Origin of the sequence: Nostoc sp. (genome assembly GCF_036919815.1) — a bacterium.
GTDB lineage: Bacteria > Cyanobacteriota > Cyanobacteriia > Cyanobacteriales > Nostocaceae > Nostoc.
Window position 1 is genome coordinate 1 of the sequence record NZ_JBALCE010000014.1, and the last position, 26,956, is coordinate 26,956.

19 protein-coding genes and 3 pseudogenes are annotated in these 26,956 nt (G+C 41.0%); 10 read left to right on the plus strand and 12 right to left on the minus strand.

Annotated elements, in window-relative coordinates; genetic code table 11:
- The 3 genes and pseudogenes from V7K15_RS04525 to V7K15_RS04535 all read left to right on the plus strand — a co-directional run.
- Window positions 1-97 (plus strand): annotated as a pseudogene (locus V7K15_RS04525) (BON domain-containing protein); the annotation flags it as partial.
- A gap of 187 nt (window positions 98-284) precedes the next feature.
- Window positions 285-719, plus strand: a complete 435-nt coding sequence (locus tag V7K15_RS04530; protein ID WP_334903404.1) for a CAAD domain-containing protein — start codon at window positions 285-287, stop codon at window positions 717-719.
- Between the two features lie 757 nt (window positions 720-1,476).
- Complete coding sequence (locus V7K15_RS04535; RefSeq protein WP_334903406.1) at window positions 1,477-1,884, plus strand: hypothetical protein; 408 nt, start codon at window positions 1,477-1,479, stop codon at window positions 1,882-1,884.
- Window positions 1,885-2,081: 197 nt separating this feature from the next.
- Here V7K15_RS04535 and V7K15_RS04540 read toward each other — a convergent pair whose 3' ends face one another.
- Window positions 2,082-3,644 carry a metallophosphoesterase family protein gene (locus V7K15_RS04540; protein WP_334903407.1) on the minus strand — a complete coding sequence of 521 codons (1,563 nt, stop codon included), beginning with the start codon at window positions 3,642-3,644 and terminating at the stop codon, window positions 2,082-2,084.
- 112 nt (window positions 3,645-3,756) lie between these two features.
- Window positions 3,757-4,728, minus strand: coding sequence for a YegS/Rv2252/BmrU family lipid kinase (locus V7K15_RS04545; protein ID WP_334903409.1), 972 nt, complete (start codon window positions 4,726-4,728; stop codon window positions 3,757-3,759).
- Window positions 4,729-4,973: 245 nt separating this feature from the next.
- Between V7K15_RS04545 and V7K15_RS04550 the strand changes: the two genes are divergently transcribed.
- Window positions 4,974-5,396 (plus strand): lysozyme inhibitor LprI family protein, encoded by a 423-nt coding sequence (locus tag V7K15_RS04550; protein WP_334903411.1) that lies wholly within the window; start codon window positions 4,974-4,976, stop codon window positions 5,394-5,396.
- A gap of 42 nt (window positions 5,397-5,438) precedes the next feature.
- Here the strand turns inward: V7K15_RS04550 and V7K15_RS04555 are convergent, their stop codons facing one another.
- The 3 genes from V7K15_RS04555 to V7K15_RS04565 form a co-directional block, all read right to left on the minus strand.
- Complete coding sequence (locus V7K15_RS04555; RefSeq protein WP_334903413.1) at window positions 5,439-6,509, minus strand: LOG family protein; 1,071 nt, start codon at window positions 6,507-6,509, stop codon at window positions 5,439-5,441.
- 121 nt (window positions 6,510-6,630) lie between these two features.
- Window positions 6,631-6,801, minus strand: a complete 171-nt coding sequence (locus V7K15_RS04560) for a hypothetical protein (RefSeq protein WP_334903415.1) — start codon at window positions 6,799-6,801, stop codon at window positions 6,631-6,633.
- Between the two features lie 288 nt (window positions 6,802-7,089).
- The gene (locus tag V7K15_RS04565) at window positions 7,090-8,859 is read right to left on the minus strand and encodes a pentapeptide repeat-containing protein (protein ID WP_334903417.1); all 1,770 of its coding nucleotides are present in this window, start codon (window positions 8,857-8,859) and stop codon (window positions 7,090-7,092) included.
- A gap of 756 nt (window positions 8,860-9,615) precedes the next feature.
- Between V7K15_RS04565 and V7K15_RS04570 the strand changes: the two genes are divergently transcribed.
- Window positions 9,616-12,654 carry a zinc-dependent metalloprotease gene (locus V7K15_RS04570; protein WP_334903419.1) on the plus strand — a complete coding sequence of 1,013 codons (3,039 nt, stop codon included), beginning with the start codon at window positions 9,616-9,618 and terminating at the stop codon, window positions 12,652-12,654.
- 107 nt (window positions 12,655-12,761) lie between these two features.
- Window positions 12,762-12,911 (plus strand): annotated as a pseudogene (locus V7K15_RS04575) (element excision factor XisH family protein); the annotation flags it as partial.
- A gap of 120 nt (window positions 12,912-13,031) precedes the next feature.
- On the opposite strand, the gene V7K15_RS04580 reads toward V7K15_RS04575, so the two are convergent.
- The 3 genes from V7K15_RS04580 to V7K15_RS04590 all read right to left on the minus strand — a co-directional run bounded on the left by V7K15_RS04580 (window position 13,032) and on the right by V7K15_RS04590 (window position 14,352).
- Window positions 13,032-13,289 carry a ParE family toxin-like protein gene (locus tag V7K15_RS04580; RefSeq protein WP_334903421.1) on the minus strand — a complete coding sequence of 86 codons (258 nt, stop codon included), beginning with the start codon at window positions 13,287-13,289 and terminating at the stop codon, window positions 13,032-13,034.
- A complete protein-coding gene (locus V7K15_RS04585) occupies window positions 13,286-13,492 on the minus strand; it encodes a hypothetical protein (protein WP_334903423.1) in 207 nt (68 codons plus the stop codon). The genes V7K15_RS04580 and V7K15_RS04585 overlap by 4 nt, the downstream gene beginning before the upstream one ends.
- A gap of 125 nt (window positions 13,493-13,617) precedes the next feature.
- Complete coding sequence (locus V7K15_RS04590; protein ID WP_334903425.1) at window positions 13,618-14,352, minus strand: DUF1995 family protein; 735 nt, start codon at window positions 14,350-14,352, stop codon at window positions 13,618-13,620.
- Between the two features lie 135 nt (window positions 14,353-14,487).
- On the opposite strand from V7K15_RS04590, the gene V7K15_RS04595 reads away from it, so the two are divergent.
- Entirely contained in the window at window positions 14,488-15,162 is a 675-nt protein-coding gene (locus V7K15_RS04595) for a cold shock and DUF1294 domain-containing protein (protein WP_334903427.1), read from the plus strand.
- A 473-nt stretch (window positions 15,163-15,635) separates the two neighbouring features.
- Here V7K15_RS04595 and V7K15_RS04600 read toward each other — a convergent pair whose 3' ends face one another.
- From V7K15_RS04600 to V7K15_RS04610, 3 genes are all read right to left on the minus strand, one after another.
- On the minus strand, window positions 15,636-15,854 hold the full coding sequence (locus V7K15_RS04600) for an antitoxin (protein WP_334903429.1): 219 nt from the start codon (window positions 15,852-15,854) through the stop codon (window positions 15,636-15,638).
- Window positions 15,855-15,896: 42 nt separating this feature from the next.
- Window positions 15,897-18,485 (minus strand): hypothetical protein, encoded by a 2,589-nt coding sequence (locus V7K15_RS04605; RefSeq protein WP_334903431.1) that lies wholly within the window; start codon window positions 18,483-18,485, stop codon window positions 15,897-15,899.
- A gap of 68 nt (window positions 18,486-18,553) precedes the next feature.
- The gene (locus V7K15_RS04610; protein ID WP_334903578.1) at window positions 18,554-19,723 is read right to left on the minus strand and encodes a cysteine desulfurase family protein; all 1,170 of its coding nucleotides are present in this window, start codon (window positions 19,721-19,723) and stop codon (window positions 18,554-18,556) included.
- 494 nt (window positions 19,724-20,217) lie between these two features.
- Here V7K15_RS04610 and V7K15_RS04615 point away from each other — a divergent pair.
- Window positions 20,218-21,828 (plus strand): annotated as a pseudogene (locus V7K15_RS04615) (phospholipase D-like domain-containing protein).
- Between the two features lie 142 nt (window positions 21,829-21,970).
- On the opposite strand, the gene V7K15_RS04620 reads toward V7K15_RS04615, so the two are convergent.
- The gene (locus V7K15_RS04620; protein WP_334903579.1) at window positions 21,971-23,056 is read right to left on the minus strand and encodes a glycosyltransferase family 4 protein; all 1,086 of its coding nucleotides are present in this window, start codon (window positions 23,054-23,056) and stop codon (window positions 21,971-21,973) included.
- Window positions 23,057-23,720: 664 nt separating this feature from the next.
- Between V7K15_RS04620 and V7K15_RS04625 the strand changes: the two genes are divergently transcribed.
- On the plus strand, window positions 23,721-24,530 hold the full coding sequence (locus tag V7K15_RS04625; protein ID WP_334903433.1) for an ABC transporter permease: 810 nt from the start codon (window positions 23,721-23,723) through the stop codon (window positions 24,528-24,530).
- Window positions 24,531-24,835: 305 nt separating this feature from the next.
- Window positions 24,836-26,674 carry a bifunctional serine/threonine-protein kinase/formylglycine-generating enzyme family protein gene (locus V7K15_RS04630; protein WP_334903434.1) on the plus strand — a complete coding sequence of 613 codons (1,839 nt, stop codon included), beginning with the start codon at window positions 24,836-24,838 and terminating at the stop codon, window positions 26,672-26,674.
- Window positions 26,675-26,956: the final 282 nt, after the last annotated feature.

Consider the following 26,956-nt stretch of genomic DNA (forward strand, 5'->3'; position numbering starts at 1 on the left):
TCAACAGCAGTTGGCTAAAATTGAACCTTTAGCTAAACAAATTAAAGGTGTCAAAAGTGTAGTTGTTAAAGCAACTGTTGCCGCAACCAAAAAATAAGGCAGATAACAACAAATCCAAGTGAGTAGGTAGGCAGAAATAAATTCCGATCCTCCTGCTCAATCTTATTGGTCAGTAATAAGTATAACTGACCACTAAGAATTGACAACTGATGACCTTAATAATTATATTTATTGATGCTCAGTTCAGTTATTGAATCTCTTTGTAATCAGCGAAAATCAAAACTATGGAAACCGAACAACAGCAAGATCAATCTATCAATCCTTCCTTATCACAAGGTATGCTAGCACTTGAAGGTACAGATACTGAAAACTTGCCAAGGTTGTCACCAGCAGCTGAACCTGAATCTCAATGGCAGCAAATTAGCAGACAAGTTACTCAATTTTTAGAGCAACTGCCCCAATACTTAAGTAACTTTTTTAAGGACTACAAGCAGCCTCTAATAACCGTTGCTTTAATTTTGACGGCGATTGTTTCAGTTAAGGTAGTCTTTGCAGTATTGGATGCAATCACTCATATTCCATTACTATCACCGCTCTTTGAGTTAATTGGAATTAGTTACGCTAGTTGGTTTATTTTCCGTTATCTACTGAAGGCTTCTAATCGGCAAGAATTAGCCGATGAAATTCAATTTTTGAAAAACCAATTTCTGGGCGAATAAATTTCTAACCCATTAAAATATTACAGACATTCCCGACTTATCTAAAAAGTCGGGAATGTCTGTAAATAGAGCAATACTGTTTGATTTCCAAACACCAGAGGCTCAGAACCCGGACTTCTTCAAGAAGTCCGGGTTCTATTTTGTTCGTAACTCCTGTAAGGATTGCTATATCCTATTTTGGATGCAAAACGTAGTATGGGCAGAATAATCTTCATTGGTGTCTGTGTAAACCTTCAGTCAAAACTCTTGTTTTACCCAATGAGCGTAAATTATCAGTATTTAACCGAACTTAACATTAGTCTTTTGGATACATCAAAAGATAGAGAGTATAAGATTATATTTAAATTTTAATCACCTCTCAAGATAGTCGATCGGAGATGAAAAAAAGCGTAATCTAGTTTTTGAAGTTATAAGAATACTGCTTGAAAACACTTAAAGATGTGTCCGACCTAAGGTCGATACATCTGGACTTTAGACAAGGGATGAAAAGGGCAAAAGCCTTTAGGCTTAAGTCAATTTTATGATTGAACATGGTAGTATACTCAGATCAGTATAAGATTAAAAAACCTACCCCCGGACTGGGGGAAGTCATGCCCGAAAGAACCTTGAGGAGATATGACTACGCACTTTTTTGTGCAAACGTGGTCAGCCTGGGAACCTGAGAAATCAGGATATCAAAACAGTGATGTTTTAAGAATCTCCGTTTATTGAGAGCGGAAAGTGTCAATTAATACATTCTTTAACGAGGACATAATTTATGGCTAATGAAGGAGTTAACAAAGGTATAGATTCATCCGATCGAGCTGAATCCGATACATACGATCGCGGCATTATCCCAGCTGAAACAGCTGCTCGAATGGAAAGAGAAGGAAATCTGTACAAAACAGTCCCCACAGAAGAAAGGGAGGCAGATGCACCTACGGATGACCAAACCGATCCAGATAGTATACGCACCACTGACGGTTATACTGTGGACAAAGAAGGTTTGTTGAACAACTATGCTGTTGAACCGGAAATGTACTACGAAGAACCGGGTGATGCACGTAAACAAGCAGCAGAAGAAACTGCCCAACGTGTTGAAGAACTCGGAGAAGTTAATCAGGACGAGGAAGGCAAGTTGACCGAAAAGGGTGACAAACGCGGTAGAGGCCCAGGAATAATTTAATTCACTATGCTTTTGCTGGGTGCAATTACACGTCAGAAGGCGAAATAAGTGGTTTGTAGAGACGCAATGATTGCGTCTCTACTTTTATGGCTAAATAATATTATGTCCGGCTAATCACTTAATGAAGGAGTGGGGAGAAATGAATTCAAAATTCAAAATTGAAGAACTCTTGTCTCCTCTTTCCCAATGCCCATTTCTTAAATGATTAACGGCTCAAGTTCACTATTATGCCATTTTCGCTGATGCCATTCGGCAACCAAAGGACGGACAATAAACTTAGGCTGTCCATCGCCTTTAACGTCAATGCGTAAACCTGAATAAGGTCGTCGCTTCTGAAAACCTTGACCGTTGCGACCAATGAAGAGATGCGATCGCGCTACTAATCTATTTTCATTCCCAAAAGTCTCCATCAAATCTGCTCCCTCAATTCGCTGGCGTCGCAAACTAAACCCGCTACCCCCACAAACTATCCAGTGGATATGAGAATCAGCGTGTCCTGTATCCATTGTTTCCAGGTGTTCTAAGCAGTGGGCGTGACCGTTTAATACCAAATCAAGCAAAGGACGCCCCTGAGTTAGGGAACCTATTTCTTTAGCTACCGCATCCAGCACAGCACGGAGGCGATCGCGAATGATCAGAGTTTGTGCTTGTTGCCACTTTGTCGCTTCAGTTACATAGGGAGGATGATGGAAATAAATCACCCTTCCCCGAACTTCAGGATTATTCCAAGATTCAATTAATTTTTGTTTGAGCCAGTCTAGTTGTTCAGTATCAGTTAGCGTTGTTTTATTAGTCGCTAGTTGCTTATCGATATCAACAATAATTTCTTCAATTTGTGACAGCTTGGCGTGGAAGTCGTCTAATTGGTCGGCTTCAGTAGGGTTTTCGGGACGAAGCTTGGCTGAGGTTTCAATAATTTCCAGCTTTTCTTGCTCTAAATCTTCACGGCGTTTTTCTAAGACTTTGCGATCGGCGTTACCTTTTTTTGTTTTAGGTAGGGGCGGTGGATCGTTAAATGTATTAGAGTCCAAGGCAAAGAAATCAATACCACCATAGCGAAAAGTGTAGTAACGATTGGGAAGGCGGGTGAAGTGCCCAGGTTGATAGCAAAGACAACTACCTGTATCTGTCTTGGCTGTGTAATATTTCTCTAAGTGGCTGGCTAACTCTCCGGGAAGCTGAAAGGCGTTAAGATAGTCCAAAAACGCCCGTGCATAGGCATCACCGGTTCCTGAGCCATGCAAGCCCACATCTAGGTCTAACCGCGATCGCAACAGTCCACGAATGGGTAATGTTGTTAAGGACGCCAAGCTCAATAAAATCGGCAAGTTATAGTAATCGTGATTTCCCGGTACAGGTAAAATGGGCAGCTTAAAAATCATCTGGTCATAGGCAATCTGTCTGGGATGCTCTCCTCCCAAGATAAACTCTCGGTAAGGCTCGATAAAGTTTTGGTGGTAGTATTCACTCGACCCCACTAAATAGATCACATCCCCGGTATGCAGCATAAAGCGGGATTCGTTGTGATGGGGCAGCATGAGTTCAGCCACCTGTCGCTGGGGATTGTGTCCCCGGTGCTTGCCGGAACCACTATCACCTACAACTAAAAATGAGAACTCCGAATTGTCTGTTTGACCATCTTCCAACACCAGCCGAGTTTGGTCGATGTTCCGTTCTACAATTAACGGATCTTGCCACCGCACTCGCTGATTCATTTTACGAATTTTGTTAGCGATCGCTGGATCAGATACAAGTTTCAATGCAAGCTACTCCTGAATCTTCAATTTAAGGCGAGCAGAGGAGCAAGGTTGCAGCAAGTCTTTCCCCAATGCCCAATACTTCGACTTCGCTCAGTACAAGTGCCCAATGCCCTCATTCTTCTACTGTGTCTTTCATCTCAATAGTTAGATTCGGAAGTCCCTCTAGTTTTTCCGTAGGCTCAACTTCTTCTACTAATGGCACAAAAATTTTCAAGCCTGCTGGTACGCACTTAATTTCTACTGGTGTTGTGCCGACTATTTCACCATCTAAAACAACCTTTTGTGGTGGGTTAGTTGTAATTTTAAATTGTTTGGCTCGTAAAAAGCCAATATCATCCCGTTCTACAGCGTTACCTGTAGAGGCCGTTTGAAATAGATGAAATGTAGCAGCGATCGCTCCTGCCTTGTTAACTGGAGCTACAATCGTTAAATCTAGTAACCCATCATCATAAATCAGACCTGCTGGCCCTTGAGCGAAGACGGAAGTAGCAGGCGCGGCATTTGCTACTGTTACTGCACAGGCACTAGTTTTAATTATTTTGTCTTCAGTTTCAATTTCAACATCAAAAATTTTTAAGCTTCTCAGTTGTTGAATTCCTGCCAAAACGTAGGCCATCATTCCAAAACGATTTTTCGCTTCCCGGTCTGCTAATTCTACAGTTTCAGCTTCAAAACCAATACCTGCTAAGAGTACCATTGGGCGATCGTTGCAATAGGCTACATCTACATTGCGGGTTCCACCCTGTAGGATTGTGTTACATGCAGCTGCGATCGTGTCAGGAATTCCTAAAGCTGTGGCAAAAGCGTTTGCTGTTCCTCGAGAAATGATCCCAAATGGAATCTCAGTACCCACTACAGCCGCCGCCGCCGCCGAGAGAGTGCCATCTCCCCCCGAAGCAATGATTGCATCTACCCCCCTCGCTACTGCTGCATAGGCCAGCTCGTCAGCGTCGATTTCTTCAGTTGTGAGATAAATATCTAGGTCAATATCTGGCTCTAATATTGCCCGAATTTCTGCCAGTTCTAAGTCTGGGTCTCCCTGACCCGCAACTGGATTGAAGATGAGGCAGGCGGAACGATTCATAAAATATAAAAGCTAAACTTAGGTCACTAAAATATTCTTTATAGCATTCTTGTAAAATTTCAACTTCCCTCTTGCGGCTAGGTTGCCGGAATGTATTAACGACTAATAGTGCAAGAAGGAAGTCGGCAATAACAAATCAACAGATGTAATAAATATAAAGTTAAGGTAGGGTGTGTTAGCTCTGATCTGAGTTCTACGCTACCTAAAATCTCAAATTCCTATACTTAAACAATAAAAATTTTGCCATGCGTCAATTATTACTAGTTTTGGCAAGTATACTAACTCTCAGCAGTTTAGATACTCGCACAATGACACTAGCAGGTACAACGCCTGATTTAGCCGAGATGCGCTTAGTTCAAAAGCTCAATTGCAATAATCCTCAAACTCAAATAGCAATTAATGAATGCACGAAGTTATCTTATCAGAATGCAGATAAAAAACTGAATCGAGTTTATCAACAATTGTTACCTACCTTAGAAAGCTCTAGGAAACAGAAATTGATTGCTGCACAGGTAATATGGATCAAGTTTCGAGATACCAATTGTGAGTTTGAAAGAAGCAGAAATGAGGGAGGAAGTATTGCGCCGACGATTTATTTTGGTTGTCTAGAAAATACCACAAAACTGCGTACCCAACAATTACAGGAATATCTCAAATCCGACCCTTAATTTTTTTGATTTATAGCGATTTCTATGCTCGCATTACGATAGCTACTTTCTTTCTGGATGCGCTGCATCCTCTGGTGAAGGAGTACCCATCTGGTTAATTGTGGCAATCATCTGATATAAGCGCCCTAAGTCGCGTTGATTGAAGCGCAAAATCAGCCGGGGTAGTTCAACAGTTTCATCTTGTGCTTCTTGAGGTAATGCCTGACTTTTTTCAATCCGCCCTTGAATAATAATGTCGCTAAAATCAGCATTGAGTTGCTCTACAAGAGCGTCTGATATATCTGTCTTCAGGCGGACGATTAACTTATCGCCTACATATCGACAGGAGTGATAAACCTGGTAAAAACGGGTGATAGCGTCACAAGCTACATCCAAGTTGTCTGTCACCGTGTAAAGGCTGGGGTCTTCAGGGCTGACAAGACCATTTTGCACTAATTGTTTATCAATATATTCGCTCCAAGACCGCCAGTAATCACCACCAGGGCGATCGATTAAAACTAGAGGTACTGGGCCAAATTTACCATTCTGGGTTAATGTCATACATTCAAAAGCTTCATCTTGAGTGCCAAAACCTCCTGGAAACAAGGCTACAGCATCACTTTCTTTGAGGAGAAACAGCTTGCGGGTAAAGAAATATTTGAAGTGAATTAGCTTGGGATCACCCTCTATAAAAGGGTTTGCTTGCTGTTCAAAGGGTAACTGAATGTTTAATCCAAAGGAATTTTCTCGCCCAGCACCTTCATGACCCGCCTGCATGATTCCACCGCCACCGCCGGTCATCACCATAAATCCTAATTGAGAAACAGCGCGAGCAAACTCAAGCGCCATTTGGTACTCTGGTGTATCTACCGCTAGACGAGCAGAACCGAAGATGGTGACTTTGCGAACGTGTCGATAATCATAAAAAAGCTGGAAACCTCGCTCCATATCTGCTAACGCAGCCGACAAGATTTTCCAATCGAGACGCTCAATTTCACTATCAGCTAGACGAACAATAGTAGCAAGTGCTTGCTGAATAAATTGCCGATTTTTTAATGTCGGTAAACGAGTGATCAATTCAGCGATATCCGCCTGTAAAGACTCTAATGTGTCAAACGACGCAGATGAGGTCATGAGAACTGCTGCAACAATGGCATTATATTTTACGTGAACAGCTCACACTCTAGCAAGCGGGATATAGCCCTCTGATCTAGAGTTAGTACACTCAAAACTGGTTTTGAGGTAGTATTGCTCATTAGTCAAGCCCAGATCCCCATGTTTTGAGATTGGAACTCGGAAGTTCGTGTTCGGAACTCGGAAGTTCGTGTTCGGAACTCGGCAAGTCGTGTTCGGAACTCGGAAAGTCGTGTTCAGAACTCGGAAAGTCGTGTTCGGAACTCGGAAGTTGGTGTTCAGAACTCGGCAAGTCGTGTTCAGACCTCGGAGGGTGGTGTTAAAACCTACTAATTTTTCTAACTTCTTGTGGGGTGGGCGTCTCGCGTTTAGTGTAGAAATTTGGGCTTGATGGGTGTGGGAAGAATGACAGACCGCAGAGGCACAGAGGACACGGAGGAAGAGAAAAGGCGATCGCACCGTGCTAATAATTAAACATTTGCTGTTTTTGAGTTGATCATTCAAGTTAATATACTCATCTTTTAAGATTGAAACTCACGCATTTGGTGTTCGGAACTCAGCTTTTTCCCTTCCCCTGATCTCAATTCAGTCCCAGTTCTTCTTTCAACGCCGGAGGTACATTAACTGCTGTCTCTAATCCGCGCACATCTTCCCACTGCTGCTTTTTACCCCAGGTCATTTTTTCCATATTCGCATCGCTGAGGTCTGCACCACCGAGAATGGCATAGCTGAGATTGCTGTGACTGAGATCGGCGCCATTGAAGATAGCACCACTGAGGTTACTGCCACTGAGGTTAGCACTGTTAAGGTTGGCATAGCTGAGGTCTGTGCCGAACAGGATAGCGTCGGTGATGTCGGCATTACTGAGGTCGGCTTCGCTGAGAATTACCCCACTCAGGTCGGCTTCGTTGAGAATTACGCGACTCAGGTCTACGCCGCTAAGGTCGGCACCTAAAAACATTGCGCCGTTAAGTCTGGCATTGTTAAGCTTGGCACCGTTAAGTTTGGCGTAGCTGAGGTCTGCGGCGATCAGGATGGCATCACTAAGGTTGGTACTGAAAAGAATTGTGTCACTGAGGTTACTACCATTGAGAATGGCGTGCCTCAAATCAGCACCACTGAGGTCGGCACGGCAGAGGTCGGCATGGCTAAGGCTGACGTTGCTAAGGTTAGCTTCACTCAAATTCGCACCGAAAAGGATGGCGTTACTTAGGTCAGCATAGCTAAGGTTGGTGCTGCTGAGGTCGGCATGGCTAAGGTTGGCGTAGCTAAGGTTGGCGTGGTTGAGGTTCGCACTGCTAAGGTCGGCGCGGTTGAGGTCGGCGCGGCTAAGGTTTGCACAGCTAAGGTTAGTACCGCTAAGGTTGCTGCTGCTGAGGTCGGCAGCATTGAGGTTGGCACCGCTAAGGTTGGCACCGCTAAGGTTGGCATCGCCGAGGTTGGTACCGCTAAGGTTGGCATTGCTAAAGTTTACGCCGGTTAAGTTGGCATCGCCGAGGTAAGCATGGCTGAGGTCGGCACCGCTAAAGTCTGCCCCGGTGAGGTTGGCATCACCCAGGTAAGCACCCCGAAAGTTACCGCCTTTGAGGAATTGCCCAACTATATTGCTAAAGTTGCCAATTTCCAGGGCATCGCTATAGTTGATGATCCGCAGCAGTTGGGATGTGAAAAAATTATCTGTGTCCGGTTGAGAAGATGGATAGAAGGTGATTTTTTGTTTGAGTTCATCTCGCTCTTGGGCGTAGCGGTGTAACTCTAACAGTAAAATCAGTACGTTCAGCCCTGTATATATGTCTACCTGTCTCAGCCCGATCGCAATATTTTGTGCCGCTAGCTTTAATCTTGTTTTCTGAGGTAGGTTCTTATCTGGTGTCGCATCGATAAATTCTCCCTGACACCAGCGACGATAAAAATCTTCTAGCCGCCAAAAAAGCAGTTCTGGGTAAATTTTTTTATTAGTTACAACCAATTCCATTAGTTGGTTGACTATTTCTGTTTTCAGCGCCCCATTCCCCAGTAAATCGTAAATCTCTTCATGCATCTGGCGATCGCACATTCTAAAACAAAACTCAGAGGGTAGAGTCCCCAATGTGCGATCACCCATCTTAGAAGTCAAACCGCTCTTTGATATTGTCCATTTTTCTAAGCTTTCTTGCAGTCTTTGAAACCAGAAATTTTCCTGCAAATTATCTTGAGCAAATTTAACGCTTTTGTCTGGTTCTTTAATACTTTTTCCTAGAGGTAAAACTGCTTCGGTTTCTGGCGATGTGGTCTTTGGCATATCTTGCAACCTTGTACCACTCACATAATTTCTCAGCAGCAGCCAGACTTGAGATAAATATGTTGACATTTCTGTGTCCGTTGTTACATTTTAATGAGTGTTTTGATCATCCTGAATTAAAAATTTTTCTCTGCTAGTTTGCTTTTCACTACCAAAAATTAATAGTATCAATAAATACTACACGAAAAATATCATCGGTTGCCGATGTCTACGATATGCTATACCAACGGCATTCCTGGTGGGCGACTTATCACTAACTTGTAGTAGCTTCAAGCTTCTTCTGATGATATAAATAAAGTGTTAGCTTAAAAATGCTTTCTAAAATCAAGTAATTTTCCGGTTTTGCCTAATTTGTGATACTTTTTTACCCATAAATTTACTAGTCTAATGTAAGAAGAATATTTGCTGTTTGTTGTAGACACAATTGTTAGGAAAAATCTGACAGTAAAATAGCCTATTAACAATTCCAAATTCCAAATTCCAAATTCGTCTGGGAAAGTTCTGTTCGCCCTTGACGTTGGCAAAGCCATCGGATAGCGCCACAAAGAGCGAGTCCGCGTACCCCTACAATACAAGCAAGCTACGCGCAGCGTCTCGTAGAAAAGAGAGTTTCAGATGAGGATTTAAACCCCGGCTGAAACTACGTGTTGAGGTTGCCCGTCTGAAATCCTTTAATTTTCGATAAAGCTGAAAAATGGCAACTAAAATTGAAGTCTAAAGTTTGCTGTTTATTATAAAGCAGCTAATAGAATCGCCAAAAAGTAGGCTATATAGCTTTGCAAAAGTCAAAAATTAACTCCGGGATAGTTATCGGGTATACATCGGATGAATAACAGATTAACCTTTTATATAATTTTGTTACATGGTTTGTTTTTAGGAATAACAACGGCTAGCGCCAAGTCATCGTCTGTTAACATAGTTGATCCAGATTTGTCAGCCAAGCATCATACTGTCAGACTTGTAGAAGCCGTGGTTACAGCCAGAAGTGGAGAGAAATCCAATAGTCAGTTAACGACAGAAACTTCTTCAACTAAAATCTCCGGTTTATCGCCAAAGGATATGAAGATTCCCCAGAAACAGAGGCTACCGTCAGGGCAAGTTTGGGTAATTAATCAAAATAAATACGCACAGCCTCAACCGTTTATTTGGCTAGTAAAAGACCTTAAAAAAGCAGGATATCAACCATTTTTGCAAGTTGCAAACCCGTCAGAAAAACCGAATTCAAAGCCTAATTCTACTACTAAACCACCAGCAAAGGATGATTTACAGCCGTTTGATGAAGTAACCAAAGACACTCAAAAGTTCGGGGGATTGTTCACCCTTTATCGCCATAAAGAAAAGAATAAAATTTATCTAGAAATTAAACCGGAGCAACTTAATAAAAATTACCTAGCTACGACAACCCTGGAATCGGGCATTGGCGAACGTGGTATTTATAGTGGTATGCCTTTGCAAGATTTTTTGTTTTATTTCCAACGGGTGGATAATAAATTAAACTTTGTGATTCGCAATGTACATTTTCGCACTCGTGAGGGAGATCCGCAGGTGCGATCGCTAGCCCGGTCTTTTAGTGACTCTGTTCTCTACACTATTTCTATTAAAAGCATTCATCCAAAACGCAAAACTATTCTCATCGACTTGGGCGATTTGTTACTGACAGACTTAGCTGGATTATCTGTAAGTTTAGGAGTACCAGCAAGCACAGATCAGTCCTATTTTGGTACTGCTAAAGCTTTTCCCCAAAACTTAGAAATTGAATCAGTTTTGAATTTTTCTGGTGGCGTTGGACATAAGAGTGAAATACCAAGCTTTGCGTCGCTACCTGACAAGCGTGGCTTTACCCTGCGCGTCCACTATAGCTTCTCCCAACTACCCGATCAAGATTATCGACCGCGCCTTGCTGACGATCGCATCGGCTATTTCATCACCGCCTACCAAGATTTATCCAAAGACGATCGCGGCGATTCTTTTGTCCGCTACATTAATCGCTGGCATTTGGAAAAACAAGACCCAAAAGCAGTAATTTCTCGTCCCAAAAAACCGATTGTTTTTTGGATTGATAACGCTGTACCCTTAGAGTACCGCGATCCAATGAAAGAAGGCGTCCTGATGTGGAACAAAGCCTTTCTGAAAGCGGGATTTAAAGATGCAATTGAAGTCCGACAAATGCCGGATAATGCCACATGGGACCCAGCAGATATTCGTTACAACACGATTCGCTGGATTAACACAGTCGATGGTTATTTTGCAATGGGACCATCCCGCGTTAACCCATTGACTGGGGAAATTTTGGATGCAGACATTCTCGTAGATGCCAGCTTTGTGCGGCTACTTAAGAATGATTATCGCCGAATCGTCCAACCCAGCCAAACACAAAATCGCACTACTTTATCAGCTTTGATGCAAAATCGTCTACTTTGCCCCAATGGTTTAGATCCGAAAAACAATGGTGTCCCTCAGGAGATGCAAGACCAACAGGGATTGTTGAGTCGTTTATCGAAAATGGCAGGGGAGTACGATTTATGCTACGGGATGGAAGCTGCTAATCAGTTTGCCTTTGGTTCACTGGCGATGTCACTGCTGCCTGATAACATGGCAACTCCAGACCAAGTGAAAGAATATATCAATCAATATTTACGTTTAATTATCGCTCACGAAGTTGGACATACTCTTGGTTTACGCCATAACTTCCGTGGTAGTACACTGCTACCACCACAGGAGATGAATAATACGGAAATTACCAAAACTAAAGGTCTGACAACTTCGGTAATGGACTACATTCCCCCAAATATCGCCCCTCAAGGTACAAAGCAGGGAGATTATTTTCCCAGCATGGTGGGGCTTTATGATGAATGGGCGATTAAGTACGGTTATATGCCAATTCAGACATCAACTCCCATAGCGGAAAAGCCAATTTTGGAGAAAATTGCTGCACAATCCTACAAGCCAGAGTTGAGTTATTCCACAGATGAAGATGTGTATGACCTTGACCCCACAGCCAATGCTTGGGATAACAGCAGCAATGTGCTGCTTTATTCTCAGTGGCAGTTGAATAATTCGCGGGTGATGTGGGAACGTCTGGATCAGCGTTACCCACTGGCTGGTGATAGTTATACTGATGTGAGCGAACGTTTTGGCACAGTATTGGATAACTATTTCCAGCAAATATATTACACTACAAAATACATCGGGGGACAGTCTTTCTATCGCATTCACCCTAGCGAGATTCCTGCTGATAACCTCTCTGGAGTCCGCCAACACCGATTACCATTTGAACCAGTACCAGTTGAACAACAACGTCAAGCTTTAGAGACGCTGCAAAAGTATGTGTTTGCAGAGGATGCCCTGAGTTTTTCACCAGAACTACTGAATAAATTAGCACCTTCGCGTTGGCGACATTGGGGTAGTTCTCCGCAAGTTGGCCGTTTGGATTATCCAATTCATGATTTGGTGCTACTCATGCAGAGTTCTGTGTTGCGGGATTTACTCTCAGGCGATCGCCTCTCTCGTCTCAAGGATATCGAACTCAAAACTCAGGAGGGACAAGCACTGACTCTACCGGAATTATTTGACACTTTGCAGTCAGATATCTGGACGGAAGTAATCAAACCAAAAGGTAAATCAATCAAAATTTCCAGTTTGCGGCGAGGCTTGCAAGGGGAATATCTAAAGATTTTGACGGCTATGGTGTTACGGAAAGAATATGTTCCAGAAGATGCTCGCACTCTGGCTTGGTATAAACTCAAACAACTGGATGAGAAACTCAAGCAAGTTAATTCCGAGGATGAATATACCAAAGCGCATTTACTAGAAACAGGCGATCGCATCGAGAAAGTCTTAAATGCGCCGTTGCAAGGGAATTAAAAAGGGAGTAAGGGAATAGGGGAATAATTTTTAATTGTTTCTCTTTCTCCCATCACCACTTTGGCTAAATATATTTAGAATACCCATAGAGGCTGAGAAAAAAGTTTATGTCAGCTAGAGATAAATTTCACAATGTTGTGAAATTGGCATTACAAAAGGACGGGTGGCGAATTACTCATGACCCTTTGCTAATTCGCATAGAAAATATTACCGATATGTATATTGACTTGGGGGCAGAGAGAATTATTGCAGCAGAATATATTACCTATCTTACTGAAAAGTACCAGTAATGGGAATTTTGATTGATACTAATGTCGCGCCAAGACTCGAACTTGCTCACCAAGTCTAGTGATTTGTTAGACCACTCGCCTCGCTACCTAATACTCCAACAGTTTGTCATATTTTGCGTGTGACCCAATCCAAAACCACACAAAATCCTTATCCTGCTCCACAGCTAGCGCACGATAGTATAAACCCACTCGTACTGACCAAAAACCTCCTACTTTCTTAAAATGCAGTGATGGATAGCGAGGGTCTTGCTTTAGTAATTCGTAGCATCGATCTGCAAATTCTTGAATATCACTTGGTAACTGTTGATAGCAATACCAAAAATCTGGGCTTGCTCGGTGTCTCACAGTTCAGTACAATTTCCTGCTCTCAAATCTTGCAACGCTTTTTCAGCCAGAGCATCAAGCCGACCCGCAGCTACATCTGTCTCAAACTGTTTATCCCATAAGGCCGCATCGAATTCTGCAAACCAGACACGGAAAGCAGCAAGCTCCTCTGGTGAAAGTTGACTGACAGCAGACTCAATATCATGTAGGGTACTTATATTCATGAACACCAAGCTCTTTACTCAACTAGTTCAAATATACAACTATCTAAATATCGCGTAATTTTGTAGCTTTTGCATAAAAGGAGGCAGCAGATAATAAATTCTACCTCTGCTACCTCTGCTTTCTCCTAACTACTCAACGCCTTTAAAAACCGTTGCAAACTCTTAAACACACTGGGCTTTTTCTGTGGTGTCGCATCTGTTGTTGTTTGCGGTTGTCCTTTTAAAAGGATCAGATCCAAATCATCACCCGATGGTTTTGTGGGTAATTCGGCAATTCTTTGATATTCGCCGCCGGTTTCCAGCCAAACTTCCCACTGTCCTGGGTAGCAACGACATAAAGCACTTTCATCATCTATGGGGCGCAGGTAATAACAGGATTCAATGGTACTGATGAAACGCCGACGGGTTTCCCTAGCTGTATAACCAATGCCTACAGTTCCAGAATCTTCTAGGCGGGGATTTAACAAGACTACAGGGCGATCGCCTATTTCTTCACATAACTTTTCCAATTGCACTACTTCTACGGAAGTGGGGGCAATGAATAAGAAAATTTCATCCTCTGGCTGAATTTTTGTCTGCAAGGAAGCAGCCCTACCCGTGCCGATATCCAAAATTTGAAATGGTGCATCAGCCCAATTGCGGCGGGCTAAGGCCGCAGCCCCAGCGTCAGCAAAGAAAATCTTCAAACGGGAATCATATTCTGTAAACACGGGCAGAAATTGTTCCGCTACCGGCATAAACTTGAGTTCTGGGAACAGTAACTCAACTTGTAGGCGAGTGCAACCATCTGCAAGGGCAGCTTGGACGGCTACACGAGATTGGGCGATCGCATCTTCAAGACTATTGGGTAGTTCACTCATAGTTCATATTTCACTCTAGCATTACTTCCATTGTTTCAGTATTAGCTCTGATTTTGACCTGATTAAATTTGAATATGAATAATTTGATCTTGATATGGCAACCTTAAAAAGGAAGTATTGATATCAAGGTCTTTCATGAAACCTGTTTTGCGTAAAGGTCAACTAACAACATGGAAGGATGACAAGGGTTTTGGCTTTATTCGCTCCAGTGATGGCAGTCAAGACGTTTTTCTTCATATCACTGCACTCAAAGAAACAAATCATCGTCCACAACTTGGTGATGTGATTTGCTATCAGCTAACCGTTGGGAAAGACGGAAGAATTCATGCTTGCAACGCCTTCATTGAGGGAGTTGTATCCGAACATATGCCGATAACTTCATCTTTGGCAATAGAGAAAGAAACATTTAAGCTGAAAGCAAAATCTTCTTTAATGTTCGAGGTATTGCTCTTATCTTTATTACCAAGTTTAGGAGCAATACATTTTGCATTGACGACTTTCAACCCAATTTTTTTGATTCTCTATCCGGCGATGAGTTTTATTACCTTTGCACTGTATGCGGATGATAAATCTCGTGCAAAGCAGGGGCGTTGGAGAATACCAGAAAAGAGATTACATTTGTGTGAATTGATGGGTGGATGGTTGGGGGGATTCATCGCTCAACGAAGATTACGTCACAAAAATAGGAAGGTTTCATACCAAGTTGTATTTTGGGTAATAGTAGCTATTCATCTGATATTTTGGTTGGATTGGCTTTTCTTTGGGAGAAGACTGGTAGACCTATTTATTAGCATTGTTTCTAGAGGATAGCAGAGAAAATAAGCAAAACAAACTGCTCTGTCGAGATTCCCTGACTACTTGCTAATTTTTCGATCTGCTGTTGAAGTTGGGGAGGAAATCTCAATTGAAGAAGTGCGATGCCTGCGGCGGGCGAAGCCATCGCATAGAAGACACTCTCAAAATTTTACCTGTTGGGAAAAAACTCGTTTAAGGCTTTGGGCGACATAGAGCGCCAATCAGATAAAACCTAGATATTTTGATATGCGATAGCCAAGCCAAATCCCCACAAGGCCACCAATAACGCCCAAAAGGATCGAGGTGAAGGATAGCAAACTTCCACCCCATAATGCAGGGATGTAGCTGCCAATCGTAGAGCCAAGAAACATCCCAATTCCAATGATGGTTTTACTCATTCAAGAAAAGCCTTAATCAAAAGTAATCAAAATAAGTCATGCTTGAACTCCTTTATGACTCAAAATATTACCTTTTGGGAAAAGACTTGTTTAATCCTTTCGGCAGGGTTGCTGATCTCTGGTAGTCATGAAGTCATCAGAAAAATTGTCTAGACTATCAATGAGGGATTCCCAAGGGTTGTCTTTGGCAATCAGGATAATGGCGTTACCAATTTTTTTGATATAAACTTCAGTCCCAGTAAGTTGAAAGTCTTCGGGTAAAATAACGATTTGGTGAGTGCCATCAGTGGTGAGTTTAGCAGTGTTCATGGTGGTGTTTAAGGATTATTAATACAGAAACTAAAACATGGGTTATGTTGCTGATATTGAATATCTACAGGAATCAGAACGGCACACGCAAATTTTCTCATTCTTTTGATTAACTGTCAGCATCATCCCTCGTGTTCCACACTGAGGACATTCGGAACCAGTTATTTTTCTCTCTTCAGGTAGTTTGATTGAGTGATTACAGGAGTGACACTGACGGTAACGCTTGTTATGGGGACTAACTTCCATTCCTATCGTGCCGCATTTTGGGCAAATATCACCTTGAGTATAAGTGTTGCTGTGTTGTGTTCCACTTCCACAGTGAATACAGATGTAATAGTTCTTTTCTGGTGACTGGTATCTGCTCTCTCTACTATCAATTATTTCACTGCATCCCCAGCATTCGTTCAAATAAATATTATGGTTATGACCTTCTCCACGTTTGCAAGAAAAAACTGTAACCCTGAATTTAGTACTAAATTGAGAATATTCTATATTGTGCGGCATTATATCTTCACATACAGAACACTTGAGTCTTGAGCGAATTTCGTTAATGCGATTAATCCACCCTGATAGTTTTGGTAAGTAATCCTCCGGCTTTCTCAAATCAGGCATAGATGGCACAATGTCTACTGTTTTAAAAAGTTCTAGTAAAGACCAGTTTTTCCAATCTTGTGAACATTCAGCAGATAAACGCGCTCCATACAAACCAAAATTTGAATTTGAGCTTCTGTTTTGTTCAAATAAGTTACAGTTATTTCTTGCACGCGGGCAATAAGCGCTAGTTACTATTTTAGTCTCACCTGTTGTTTGAATTTCTTCTTTCTCCCATAGTTTTCCTTCACAGTATTTAACTTTCACTTCTGTAGGTTTGCAGTAAGGCAATAACGGATCAAGATTTATAGGCTCAGTAGAATTTTTAGCATATTTAATTACATAATTTATCAATAATTTATCTACTTGTTCAAAAACGTTATTGCTTTGATTTGGATTTTCTTTAGCCCATAGTATTTTCAGGACACATCTTATCAAATCATCGTTCTCTGGGTTAGTGTTATGAATACGTTGAAACTCAGTAATAAATAGAGAAATATGTGTATTTTCTTTTGCTAGGCGATAAACACATAGTATTTTTGCTTGTGTTGACAAATAATGCCAAATAAATAAGGAGCCATCTGCTATAAAACTCCACGCTAATTTAATTTGATCTTCTGGAAGCAAAAAATGGAATGATTTAAGGATTGGCTCTTTGTATCTTACCGATTCTGGAAGTAGGTAAATTAATATTATACGTTCTTCATTGGAAACAGCATTAATCACATTTCCAATTTTTTGGACGATATCTTGATTTTCTAATTGACATTCTTTTTTCAGCTTTGACAACAGGATTAATATTTTTTCTTCTGGTGGCAAAAACTCTAATATTCCATCCCATCTTTTAAGGCTATTTGGCAGTTTAGACAGCAAAACTTTAAGTTCATCACTTGGAGTTTTAGCAAGAATTTTTCCAATATGGGATATAGTTTTAGTGTTTTCACTAATATTATTGTTTAGCCTTGCTATCAGAATAGTAATTTGTTCAACAGCAGGTAAAAATTTCAAAATTGCGTCGTGAGATTTAACCAAATCCTTGTGTCTAAATATAGAAATTAATTTTGTGATATCTTCTTCTGTTGAATCTTCAAGTATCTCTGCAATTTTAAAAATATTATCTTGATAATTTAAATCTTGTTTATTACTGATTTGACTTACAAGAATACCAACACGTCTATCTCCTGACGCTATAGGCCAAATCTGTTTTTCCAGAATAATATAATCAGGTATACTTATCCAGATCATGCCTAATTTTGAATGTACTAAAAGCTCTCGCAATTCAGATAATAATATGTCTCTACTAGAGGCACTTTCTATATTGCTAATCAGTTCAACCAAGCATTTTACGTGTAATTTTATATTGAGGCGCTTACGATCTTCTGGATAATTCACATACAATTTATATACTTTGCTGATGATTTCATCACATATTTTTAGATTTAGGTCTTGAATATTTGAGATAATATTAAATATCTCCTCTCGCAAAGCAGCATCTATTTCTATATTTAAATCATCAGGTAAAAGTTGTAAGCATAACTCTAACTGCTTATTATATGGCAATATTTGTCGAATATTTCGAGCTTGATAGTGCAGTAGAATAGGCTCTGGTATGTAATCTAAAAAACGTTTCTTTTGCCACGGCAGAAAACTGCTTAATTTTTGATTCGCTAAGGAAACAGCTTCTTCGATTGAGTTATTATTGAGATATCCCCAAAATGCCAAGGCACAAAATTTAGGATCGCTATGTTTCAAGCAGCATTCAATGATATCTGAATCTTCTTCTTCACTTAAATTAAGTAAGTGCAAATTACTTAATTTATACCCGTTGCCATATATTCTTAATTCAAACTTTACTAGTTTTCCTTCTTTTAAATCAGATTCTGAACAATAAATTTCTGTTCTATGCACCCATATATCACCTTTTCCCTGACATTCTACAAATCCATAATCATTTATTTGACCTGTTTGATTGTTGAAACCACCAAACCATTTAATTTTGCCAACTTCCTTAAATGACTCCACCACCCCAATTTGTCTCATAGCGCATCTGTGTTTAACTAGCTTATACGCTTAGTATTCCCACAGGTATGCGATTTGTAACAGTTAATTTAACGCTTAACTAAAGATAAATCTGGTGTCAGCCTTTGCAAAACCTGCTTCAACACCATTACCGTCCAATCTACATCAGCTTCAGTCGTATCACGCCCCAATGTGATGCGAATTCCACCCAAAGCAGCTTTTTCGGAATAGCCCATCGCTAACAATATCGGGCTAGGGCTAAGTTTACCACTGTGACAGGCAGCACCAGCACTGATGCCGATGCCAGCAAGGTTTAGCTGTCTTACCAAGGTTTTACCACTAAGTTTTTCCCCATCGGCGTTTTCTAAGCACATACTGATATGGTGAGGTAAACGATCGCAGCCATCCCCAGTAGCAATTAAACCAGGAATTTCAGCTAGTTGGGCAAAAGCGTGATCGCGTAACTCAATTAACCGTGGTGTTTCTGTAGCTAATTCTTGTGCTGCTAACTCTGCTGCTACACCAAACCCCGCAATTATCGGTACTGCTTGCGTACCAGAACGTAGTCCCATTTCTTGTCCACCACCACCCAGCAAGGGCATCAAATCCACACCAGGACGCACATACAACGCCCCAGCACCTTGCGGCCCATATATTTTATGACTAGAAAGGCTAAGTAAATCTACAGGCAGTTGTTGTACATCTATGGGTAAGCGTCCCGCAGCTTGCACCGCATCTGTATGGAACAAAGCCCCATGCGATTGCACAATCTTACCCAATTCTGCGATCGGTTGCACTGTCCCTACTTCACTTTGACCGTAAATCACGGAAACTAAGACTGTATTATGTCGCAACGCCGCCTTTAAATCCAAGGGGTTGACTCTACCTTTAACATCTACAGACAAGCGCGTAACTTCCCAACCCCACATCTCTAGCAACCCTACTGTCTCAGAAATTGCGGAATGCTCAACGCTGGAAATAATTAGATGTTGAGGAACAGCATATAACCGAGCCACACCCATAATTGCCAAATTATCTGCCTCAGTGCCGCCAGAGGTAAAAATGATCGATTCAGGAGTGGCGGCGTTAATTAAACCAGCAACTTGGACTCGTGCTTGTTCCACAACCGTTGCCGCCCGTTGTCCCCACTCATGTAAGCTGGAAGGATTACCCCACTGTTGAGTGAGGACTGTTTGCATAATTGCGATCGCTTCTTTTCGAGTTGGTGTAGTGGCGCTGTAATCTAGATAAATTTGCATATAACCGATAATGGTGAGAACACACGCTGGTAATAGACTGCTAATCTTGTCAGCATATAGAGTTTTTGTGGACAAATCCTAAAAAAAATCTCTGTAATTCTGCCTCTAGGAGTGGATTTTTCCCTTTACTTGGAAAGCTATTTCTCTACTTAGGAATAAGAATTAAATAACATACAATTTATATCCCTGGCTTACCTCACCCTCAATCCCTCTCCTGATAAAGGAGAGGGAAGCTAGAGATAGGATGAAGTTTTGCATTTTATTTAATCCATATTCGTTAATTCAGAACACAAAATTTTGGGAATGATAAATATAGCGGTTCTCAATTGGGTGCAGTAGAGTTTTAACCTCTCTAAACCTTTCGCCTACAAGGGTAGAGGCTTTGAATCTTACTCCCCTTCCTTTGTAGGGAAGGGATTGGGGGTTAGGTTTTGTATTTAACTTAAGTGAAAATCGCCTTATATCCACTCTCAATCCACTTTTAACAGATTACAGTGAAACTTATCTCTAGACAAAGATATTTTTTATATATCTTTTTACTGATCTTTCCCCTCGCTGGTTGTCAACGAGTCCAGTCCTACAATCAGCGTCCAGCACCCTTACCACAAGATCCGTTAGTTCAAGTTTACTTTAACCATTCTGAATCTTCAGAATACAAGGAAGCTTACCGTCAGCAAACTCGCCTGGGGGATGATTTAGAAAAACAGATTGTCGATGCTATTACGCACGCTAAATCTACAGTAGATGTGGCGGTGCAAGAATTACGTTTACCCAGAGTTGCCCAAGCATTGGTTGATAGACAAAAAGCTGGGGTAAAAGTCAGGATAATTTTAGAAAATATTTATAGCCGACCTTGGAGTAGCTTTACATCTACTGAAGTAGGTAAGTTAGATAAAAGAGAACAGGAACGTTATCACGAATTCCGCCAATTTCTTGATATTAACCAAGATAATCAACTCAGTCCAGCAGAAATCAATCAAAGAGATGCTTTGATAATTTTGCAGAATGCCAAAATTCCCTGGATAGATGATCGAGCCGATGGTTCAGCCGGTAGCAGTTTGATGCATCACAAATTTGTGATTGTGGACGATCGCATTGTAATCATCACTTCGGCCAATTTTACTTTAAGTGATACTTCTGGTGATTTTACAAATTCCAGCAGTTTAGGTAATCCCAATAATTTATTGCAGATTGATAGCACAGAATTAGCATCTTTATTTACAGAAGAGTTTAACATCATGTGGGGAGATGGGCCGGGAGGTCAGCCAGATAGTCAATTTGGTTTAAAAAAGCCGATGCGTTTACCTAAACAAATAACTTTAGATAACACCCAAATTACTGTGCAATTTTCGCCTACTTCTCCAACTCAACCTTGGAGTAACAGTAGTAATGGTTTAATTGGTAAAACTTTAGATTCAGCAACCAAATCTATTGATATGGCGTTATTTGTTTTTTCCGAACAGCGTCTTGCAAATATTTTAGAAAAACGCCATCAACAAAGTGTGGAAATTCGCGCTTTAATTGAACCACAATTTGCCTATCGTCCTTATAGCGAAGCATTAGATATGATGGGGGTTGCTCTGAGTAACAAATGTAAATATGAAGTTGATAACCATCCTTGGTTAAACCCAATTACTACTGTAGGCGTACCTGTGTTACCCAAAGGCGATTTATTACATCACAAATTTGGTGTTATTGATAGTCAAACAGTAATTACAGGTTCTCATAATTGGTCAAATGCTGCTAATAGTGGTAACGATGAGACACTTATAGTAATTGAAAATCCCATAGTTGCTGCCCATTATGTGCGAGAATTTGCTCGTCTTTATACTAAAGTTAAACCCGGCTTACCACCAGGAATTCAAAAGAAAATCAAATTAGAACAAACACGATGTCCCCAGATAAAAACTTCTTCATCAACTGAGCTAAAAGCAATTAAAAAACTAAATATCAACACCGAAAGTCTAGAATAATTAGCAACTCTTTTTGGTGTGGGTAAGAAGTTAGCACAGAGGGTAATTATTAGCCGTCAATAGCAAAAATTTACATCCTTACAAGACTTAGAACGAGTTCCAGGAGTGAGTGCTAGAACTTTAGAAAAATAGAGCGTAGGCGTAACTTGGTAAGCCGCACAGCATTCTTTATTAGCCCACGTAGGTGGGCTTTGTTTGTGTAGCCGCGTTCGTGTCAGCGTGCCGGAGGCTCTATTCTATTCGCCAGGGCTACAATATTACATGAATGCGATATTTAAATGCGATCGCTAGCTGAATCAACTAAACTGCGAAAATGCCCATTCTGAGAAAATCGTTCTGCGATTATTTGTTGATAAACCGCCTCATAGCCATCAGTCATGTGTTCAACGCTGAAAAGATTTTCGACATACTGACGACAGGCATAGCGGTCTAACTTTCCTACCCCATCGATAGCACTGATGCACTCTTGAATATTATTGCAGAGGAAACCCGTCTTCCCGTGGGCAATTACCTCCTCAGTAGACCCCAATTTTATCGCAATCACTGGCGTACCCGAAGCCATTGACTCAACCATCACCAATCCAAAGGGTTCCCGCCAAGTAATGGGGAATAAAGTTGCTACTGCACCTCCCATCAGAGCATTTTTTTGAGAATGGTTGGCTTCACCCAAATACTCAATTTGCTCTCCGTCAACGTGCGGTTTGATTTCCTTCTCAAAGTATTCCACATCAACGGCATCCACCTTACCTGCCATTTTCAAATGCCAACCAGCAACTTTTGCAATTTCTATGGCTAAGTGCGCTCCCTTCTCTGGAGACATCCGACCCAAAAACGCCAGGTAGGGCGGATGTTCTGGTTGGGAGTGAAACTTATAACTATTGACATCAATCCCGTTGTAGACCGTTGCTATAGAGTTCAACCCTAACCTTGGTTCTCGTTGTGCATCGGAAATATTGACATAGGGTTGTTTTTTACCAAAACTAAACATTTTTTCGTTGTCAGGGGTAAAAATACCGTGCAACGTGTGAACCGTAGGGGTTGTGACGAGATTCGCATAAGCAAGTGCCCCATACCCCACATGGGAGTGAATAATATCAAACTCTTGTGCGCGTTCATACACCGAAGCTAGATTCAGCATCTCGTAAATGCCGTAATCTTTGATAGTAGGATCGAGTCTGAGGGCGCGGGGATGAACTGACGTTAGTGTTGCCAGACTCATAGAATCTCCCGATGCAAATAAAGTTACTTCGTGTCCGCGTCGGACTAATTCATCGGTCAGTAACCCAACTACTAACTCTATACCACCATAAGCTGGAGGTGGAACTCTCTCCCACAATGGAGCTATTTGAGCAATTCTCATCATAAACCTCCTAAAAAATACAACTTGAATTAGAAGTTTTTTATTCCTGTTGTTGCAGTGGTTGTAATTGATTCACTCTGCGTCAGAAAGTAACTATCAGATACAAAACTTATTAACAACTTTCTTCAAATCTTATGCTATTACTTCTATATTTTTTGTCTACCCTAGTACGGAAATTACCCACTCCCATAGAGGTAAATACATTCTAAGTTATTAATTTTTGTGTGATTTAGTGAATTTTTAAATAGATACTTTTTTATGAATAGGAATTTTCTTTAATCGTCAAAATCTCAGTTAAATAATGATATTGGGCGACAAAGCTCTACTATCGGCTGTCAATTATCTGATTTTCAAATGTTAATTAAAGAATAATCTGTGTAGATACTCTTTGCGCGGCTTTTCCTACTTCAAGGATAACTCGTAGCCGCCGAAAAGACAGATTTTCGTAAGATAGGGTAGTATCAAAAGCCGCAATTTTTCTTAGAAGTTCTATCCAAGTTTTTAAAGAAAATAATTAACTAGTACACAGTGGCGAAAGTTTGCCCTCTCCATGAGTTGGATTCCCCAGCAGGCAAAAGCGAGAGAAGATAGTTAAATCATTGACTTATTGCATTAAGTATGATATTTTGTATTGCCATCAATAAAAATCAGATATAAAATAAACGTGAATATCTCTCTATCTCTCAAAAAACCGCGTGTCTCATGGCAGGCGGTTTTCTCACTGCTGATATTTGTGTTCATGTACCTGCCCATACTGGTACTTGGCTTTTATAGCTTCAATCAGTCGCCCTACAGTGCAACTTGGCAAGGATTCACTCTCGATTGGTATGGCAAATTGTTCAGTGACGATCGCATCTTATCAGCTTTCCAAAACAGTATGATCGTTGCTGGTTTTGCTGTGGCAATTTCAGCAGTGCTGGGAACCTTGATGGCGGTTGGGTTGGCGCGTTACGAATTTCCTGGCAAGAAATTGTATCGTGGTGTTGCTTACCTACCATTAATTATTCCCGATATTGCGATCGCAGTGGCTACTCTAGTATGTCTTGCGGCCTTTGCAATACCTTTAAGTTTGTGGACGATAGTTGCAGCCCATATCGTATTTTGTCTGGCTTACGTCGGACTTGTGGTTGCTTCCCGACTGACTAATTTAGATCCCCACTTAGAAGAAGCAGCACTAGATTTAGGCGCTACACCAATGCAAGCATTCATCAAAGTATTGTTACCTCAATTAATGCCTGGGATTGTTGCTGGTTGTCTCTTGGCTTTTGTTCTCAGCTTAGATGACTTTCTTATTGCCAGTTTCACTGCTGGTAGCGGTTCTAACACCCTACCAATGGAAATTTTTAGCCGGATTAGAACAGGAGTTAAACCTGATATTAATGCACTCAGTGTAATGCTAATTTCAGTATCTGCGATCGTTGCTCTTCTAGCTGAATTAATTCGCATTTCTGGAGAGAATAAAACTTTCAAATAATCGTCGCAATTGCCAATAAAAATTATGGGTGATTTAGTTCTCCGTGAACTTTTTTCGGTGAGTAACAACAGCTATCTTGAAGAAGTCATAATTCATAATTAACAAGTAGGGTGCGTTATCCCCTTATCCTAATGCACCATGTTACCCAACCGAATTGTACAGACGCGATTAATCGCGTCTCTCCTGACATATTTTTATAATTTTTAAGCACATATAAAAAATTCCGTGTTCGCTTCTCTACATAACTGTTTTCAATTAGATAATATTGGGGCTAACTTTGGAGAAGATGCTATTTCTCCCTCATTATGCAAATCTGCCAAAATCCCCATTGCTCAAATCCATTCAACTCCGATAGCAATAGATTTTGCGTGAGTTGCGGACAAAGCAACTTTGGCAAACTTCTTAGAAACCGTTACCGCGTATTGAGACTCTTAGGTGAAGGTGGCTTTAGCAGAACCTATGCTACGGAAGATGTAGATAGACTAAATGCCCCTTGCGTCATCAAGCAATTTTTCCCGCAATTTCAGGGAACAGGACAACGCACGAAAGCAGCACAATTTTTCAAAGAAGAGGCTTTTCGGTTGTATGAACTTGGAGAAAATCATACCCAAATTCCCAGATTACTAGCTTATTTTGAACAAGGTGCTAGCTTGTATCTCGTACAAGAATTTATTCAAGGAAAAACTCTTTTACAAGAAGTTCAGCAACAAATCTATGGGGAAAAACAAATTTGGGAACTTTTAGCTGATTTATTACCAGTACTGGAATTCATTCATACTCATAATGTCATTCATCGAGATATTAAACCAGAAAATATTATTCGCCGTGCAAGTGATGAAAAACCCGTCTTAATTGACTTTGGCGGTGCTAAACAGGTAACACAAACCAGTTTAGGAAGACAAGCTACGGTAATTTATACCCTTGGTTACGCCCCAACTGAACAAATGGCTGGATTTGCTTGTCATGGCAGTGATTTGTATGCTTTGGGTGTAACTTGCGTGCGTCTTTTAACTCAATGTTTGCCTTTGCAGGATGCTTCTGGACAGATTAATGATCCTATTTATGATGCCATGAACGCTAAATGGTTGTGGCGCGAACGGTTACAGGAAAAAGGTATTATTATCAGTGATGATTTAGGGAGAATTTTAGATAAATTACTCAAACATTTACCGAGTGAAAGGTATCAAACAGCAGTAGAAGTTATCAACGATTTGAAGTTTACAAGATCGAATATTGAACCTGTTGCCTTGAAAATTGTTTCGATGTCTCAACCCATATTACCGCCGCTACCACAAAAAGTAATAGTACCATTACCTCTTTTAGAAACCTTTGAATTTGACGTAGTAACAGTAGACACAGGTGGTAGAGAAGTAAACCGCATCAGTTGCAATGCAAACTTTTTTGCCGAAGAATTGGGTAAGTCTGTCACATTAGAAATGGTATTGATTCCTGGTGGTACTTACATGATGGGTTCACCGGAGTTTGAAGGGGATGCTGAGGAACGTCCTCGACATAAAGTTACCATTGAACCATTTTTTATGGGGAAATTTCCCGTAACTCAAGCACAGTGGAGAGTGGTAGCAGCTTTACCTAAAGTCAAACAAACTTTAAATCCCAATCCATCGAGATTCAAAGGTTTAGATAGACCAGTAGAAAATGTATCTTGGTATGAGGCTGTAGAATTCTGTCTCAGGCTATCAGAAAAAACTGGACGTGACTATCGTTTACCGAGTGAAGCTGAATGGGAATATGCTTGTCGTGCTGGAACTACAACATCTTTCCACTTTGGCGAAACGATTACCTCTGAGTTAGTCAGTTGCACTCTCGAACCAAAAAGCAAATTCCGTAAAGAAACAACAAACGTCGGTAGTTTTGAAGTCGCCAACGCCTTTGGATTGTACGATATGCACGGGCTAGTTTGGGAATGGTGTGCTGATTCGTGGCACAACAATTACAACTATGCACCCTTAGATGGAACAGCTTGGGAAGTTGGCGGTGATCTAAATCGCCGGGTGCTACGCGGTGGTTCTTGGAGTTTCAGTGCAGAACTTTGTCGCAGCGCCAGTCGTAGCTGGAATGAGTCAGACGGGGGATTGAGGATTTCTGGCTTTAGAGTAGTATTTTCGGTAGAGGAGATTATTTAGTAATTTAATTTAGAGATTGTATAAATTATGAACAACAGAATTGAGAAGGGTGACATACTACCTGCTGAAGAACTGTTAATTTTAATCAAGGGAGATTTTCCCATCTTGGGCTGATACCATTTCACTACTCTACACCCGCCCTGAAATGGTTTAGCACGGGAAAATGATTTGTAGCCAGCTTATCGTAGGCGACAGTAAACCAGTAGCTAGTTAAGTTTTCTTCCAGTTGCCAATGTTTGCTGTTAAACTTTTACCGAGCATTTTTTTAACTCTATCTTAAGA

Coding starts and splice junctions, on each gene's coding strand:
- V7K15_RS04570 (WP_334903419.1), top strand. CDS start 9,616: ATGAATAACAGATTAACCTTTTATATAATTTTGTTACATGGTTTGTTT.
- V7K15_RS04535 (WP_334903406.1), top strand. CDS start 1,477: ATGGCTAATGAAGGAGTTAACAAAGGTATAGATTCATCCGATCGAGCT.
- V7K15_RS04530 (WP_334903404.1), top strand. CDS start 285: ATGGAAACCGAACAACAGCAAGATCAATCTATCAATCCTTCCTTATCA.
- V7K15_RS04590 (WP_334903425.1), bottom strand. CDS start 14,352: ATGAGTGAACTACCCAATAGTCTTGAAGATGCGATCGCCCAATCTCGT.
- V7K15_RS04565 (WP_334903417.1), bottom strand. CDS start 8,859: ATGTCAACATATTTATCTCAAGTCTGGCTGCTGCTGAGAAATTATGTG.
- V7K15_RS04630 (WP_334903434.1), top strand. CDS start 24,836: ATGCAAATCTGCCAAAATCCCCATTGCTCAAATCCATTCAACTCCGAT.
- V7K15_RS04550 (WP_334903411.1), top strand. CDS start 4,974: ATGCGTCAATTATTACTAGTTTTGGCAAGTATACTAACTCTCAGCAGT.
- V7K15_RS04605 (WP_334903431.1), bottom strand. CDS start 18,485: ATGAGACAAATTGGGGTGGTGGAGTCATTTAAGGAAGTTGGCAAAATT.
- V7K15_RS04585 (WP_334903423.1), bottom strand. CDS start 13,492: ATGAATATAAGTACCCTACATGATATTGAGTCTGCTGTCAGTCAACTT.
- V7K15_RS04600 (WP_334903429.1), bottom strand. CDS start 15,854: ATGAACACTGCTAAACTCACCACTGATGGCACTCACCAAATCGTTATT.
- V7K15_RS04610 (WP_334903578.1), bottom strand. CDS start 19,723: ATGCAAATTTATCTAGATTACAGCGCCACTACACCAACTCGAAAAGAA.
- V7K15_RS04545 (WP_334903409.1), bottom strand. CDS start 4,728: ATGAATCGTTCCGCCTGCCTCATCTTCAATCCAGTTGCGGGTCAGGGA.
- V7K15_RS04595 (WP_334903427.1), top strand. CDS start 14,488: ATGAAACCTGTTTTGCGTAAAGGTCAACTAACAACATGGAAGGATGAC.
- V7K15_RS04555 (WP_334903413.1), bottom strand. CDS start 6,509: ATGACCTCATCTGCGTCGTTTGACACATTAGAGTCTTTACAGGCGGAT.
- V7K15_RS04620 (WP_334903579.1), bottom strand. CDS start 23,056: ATGAGAATTGCTCAAATAGCTCCATTGTGGGAGAGAGTTCCACCTCCA.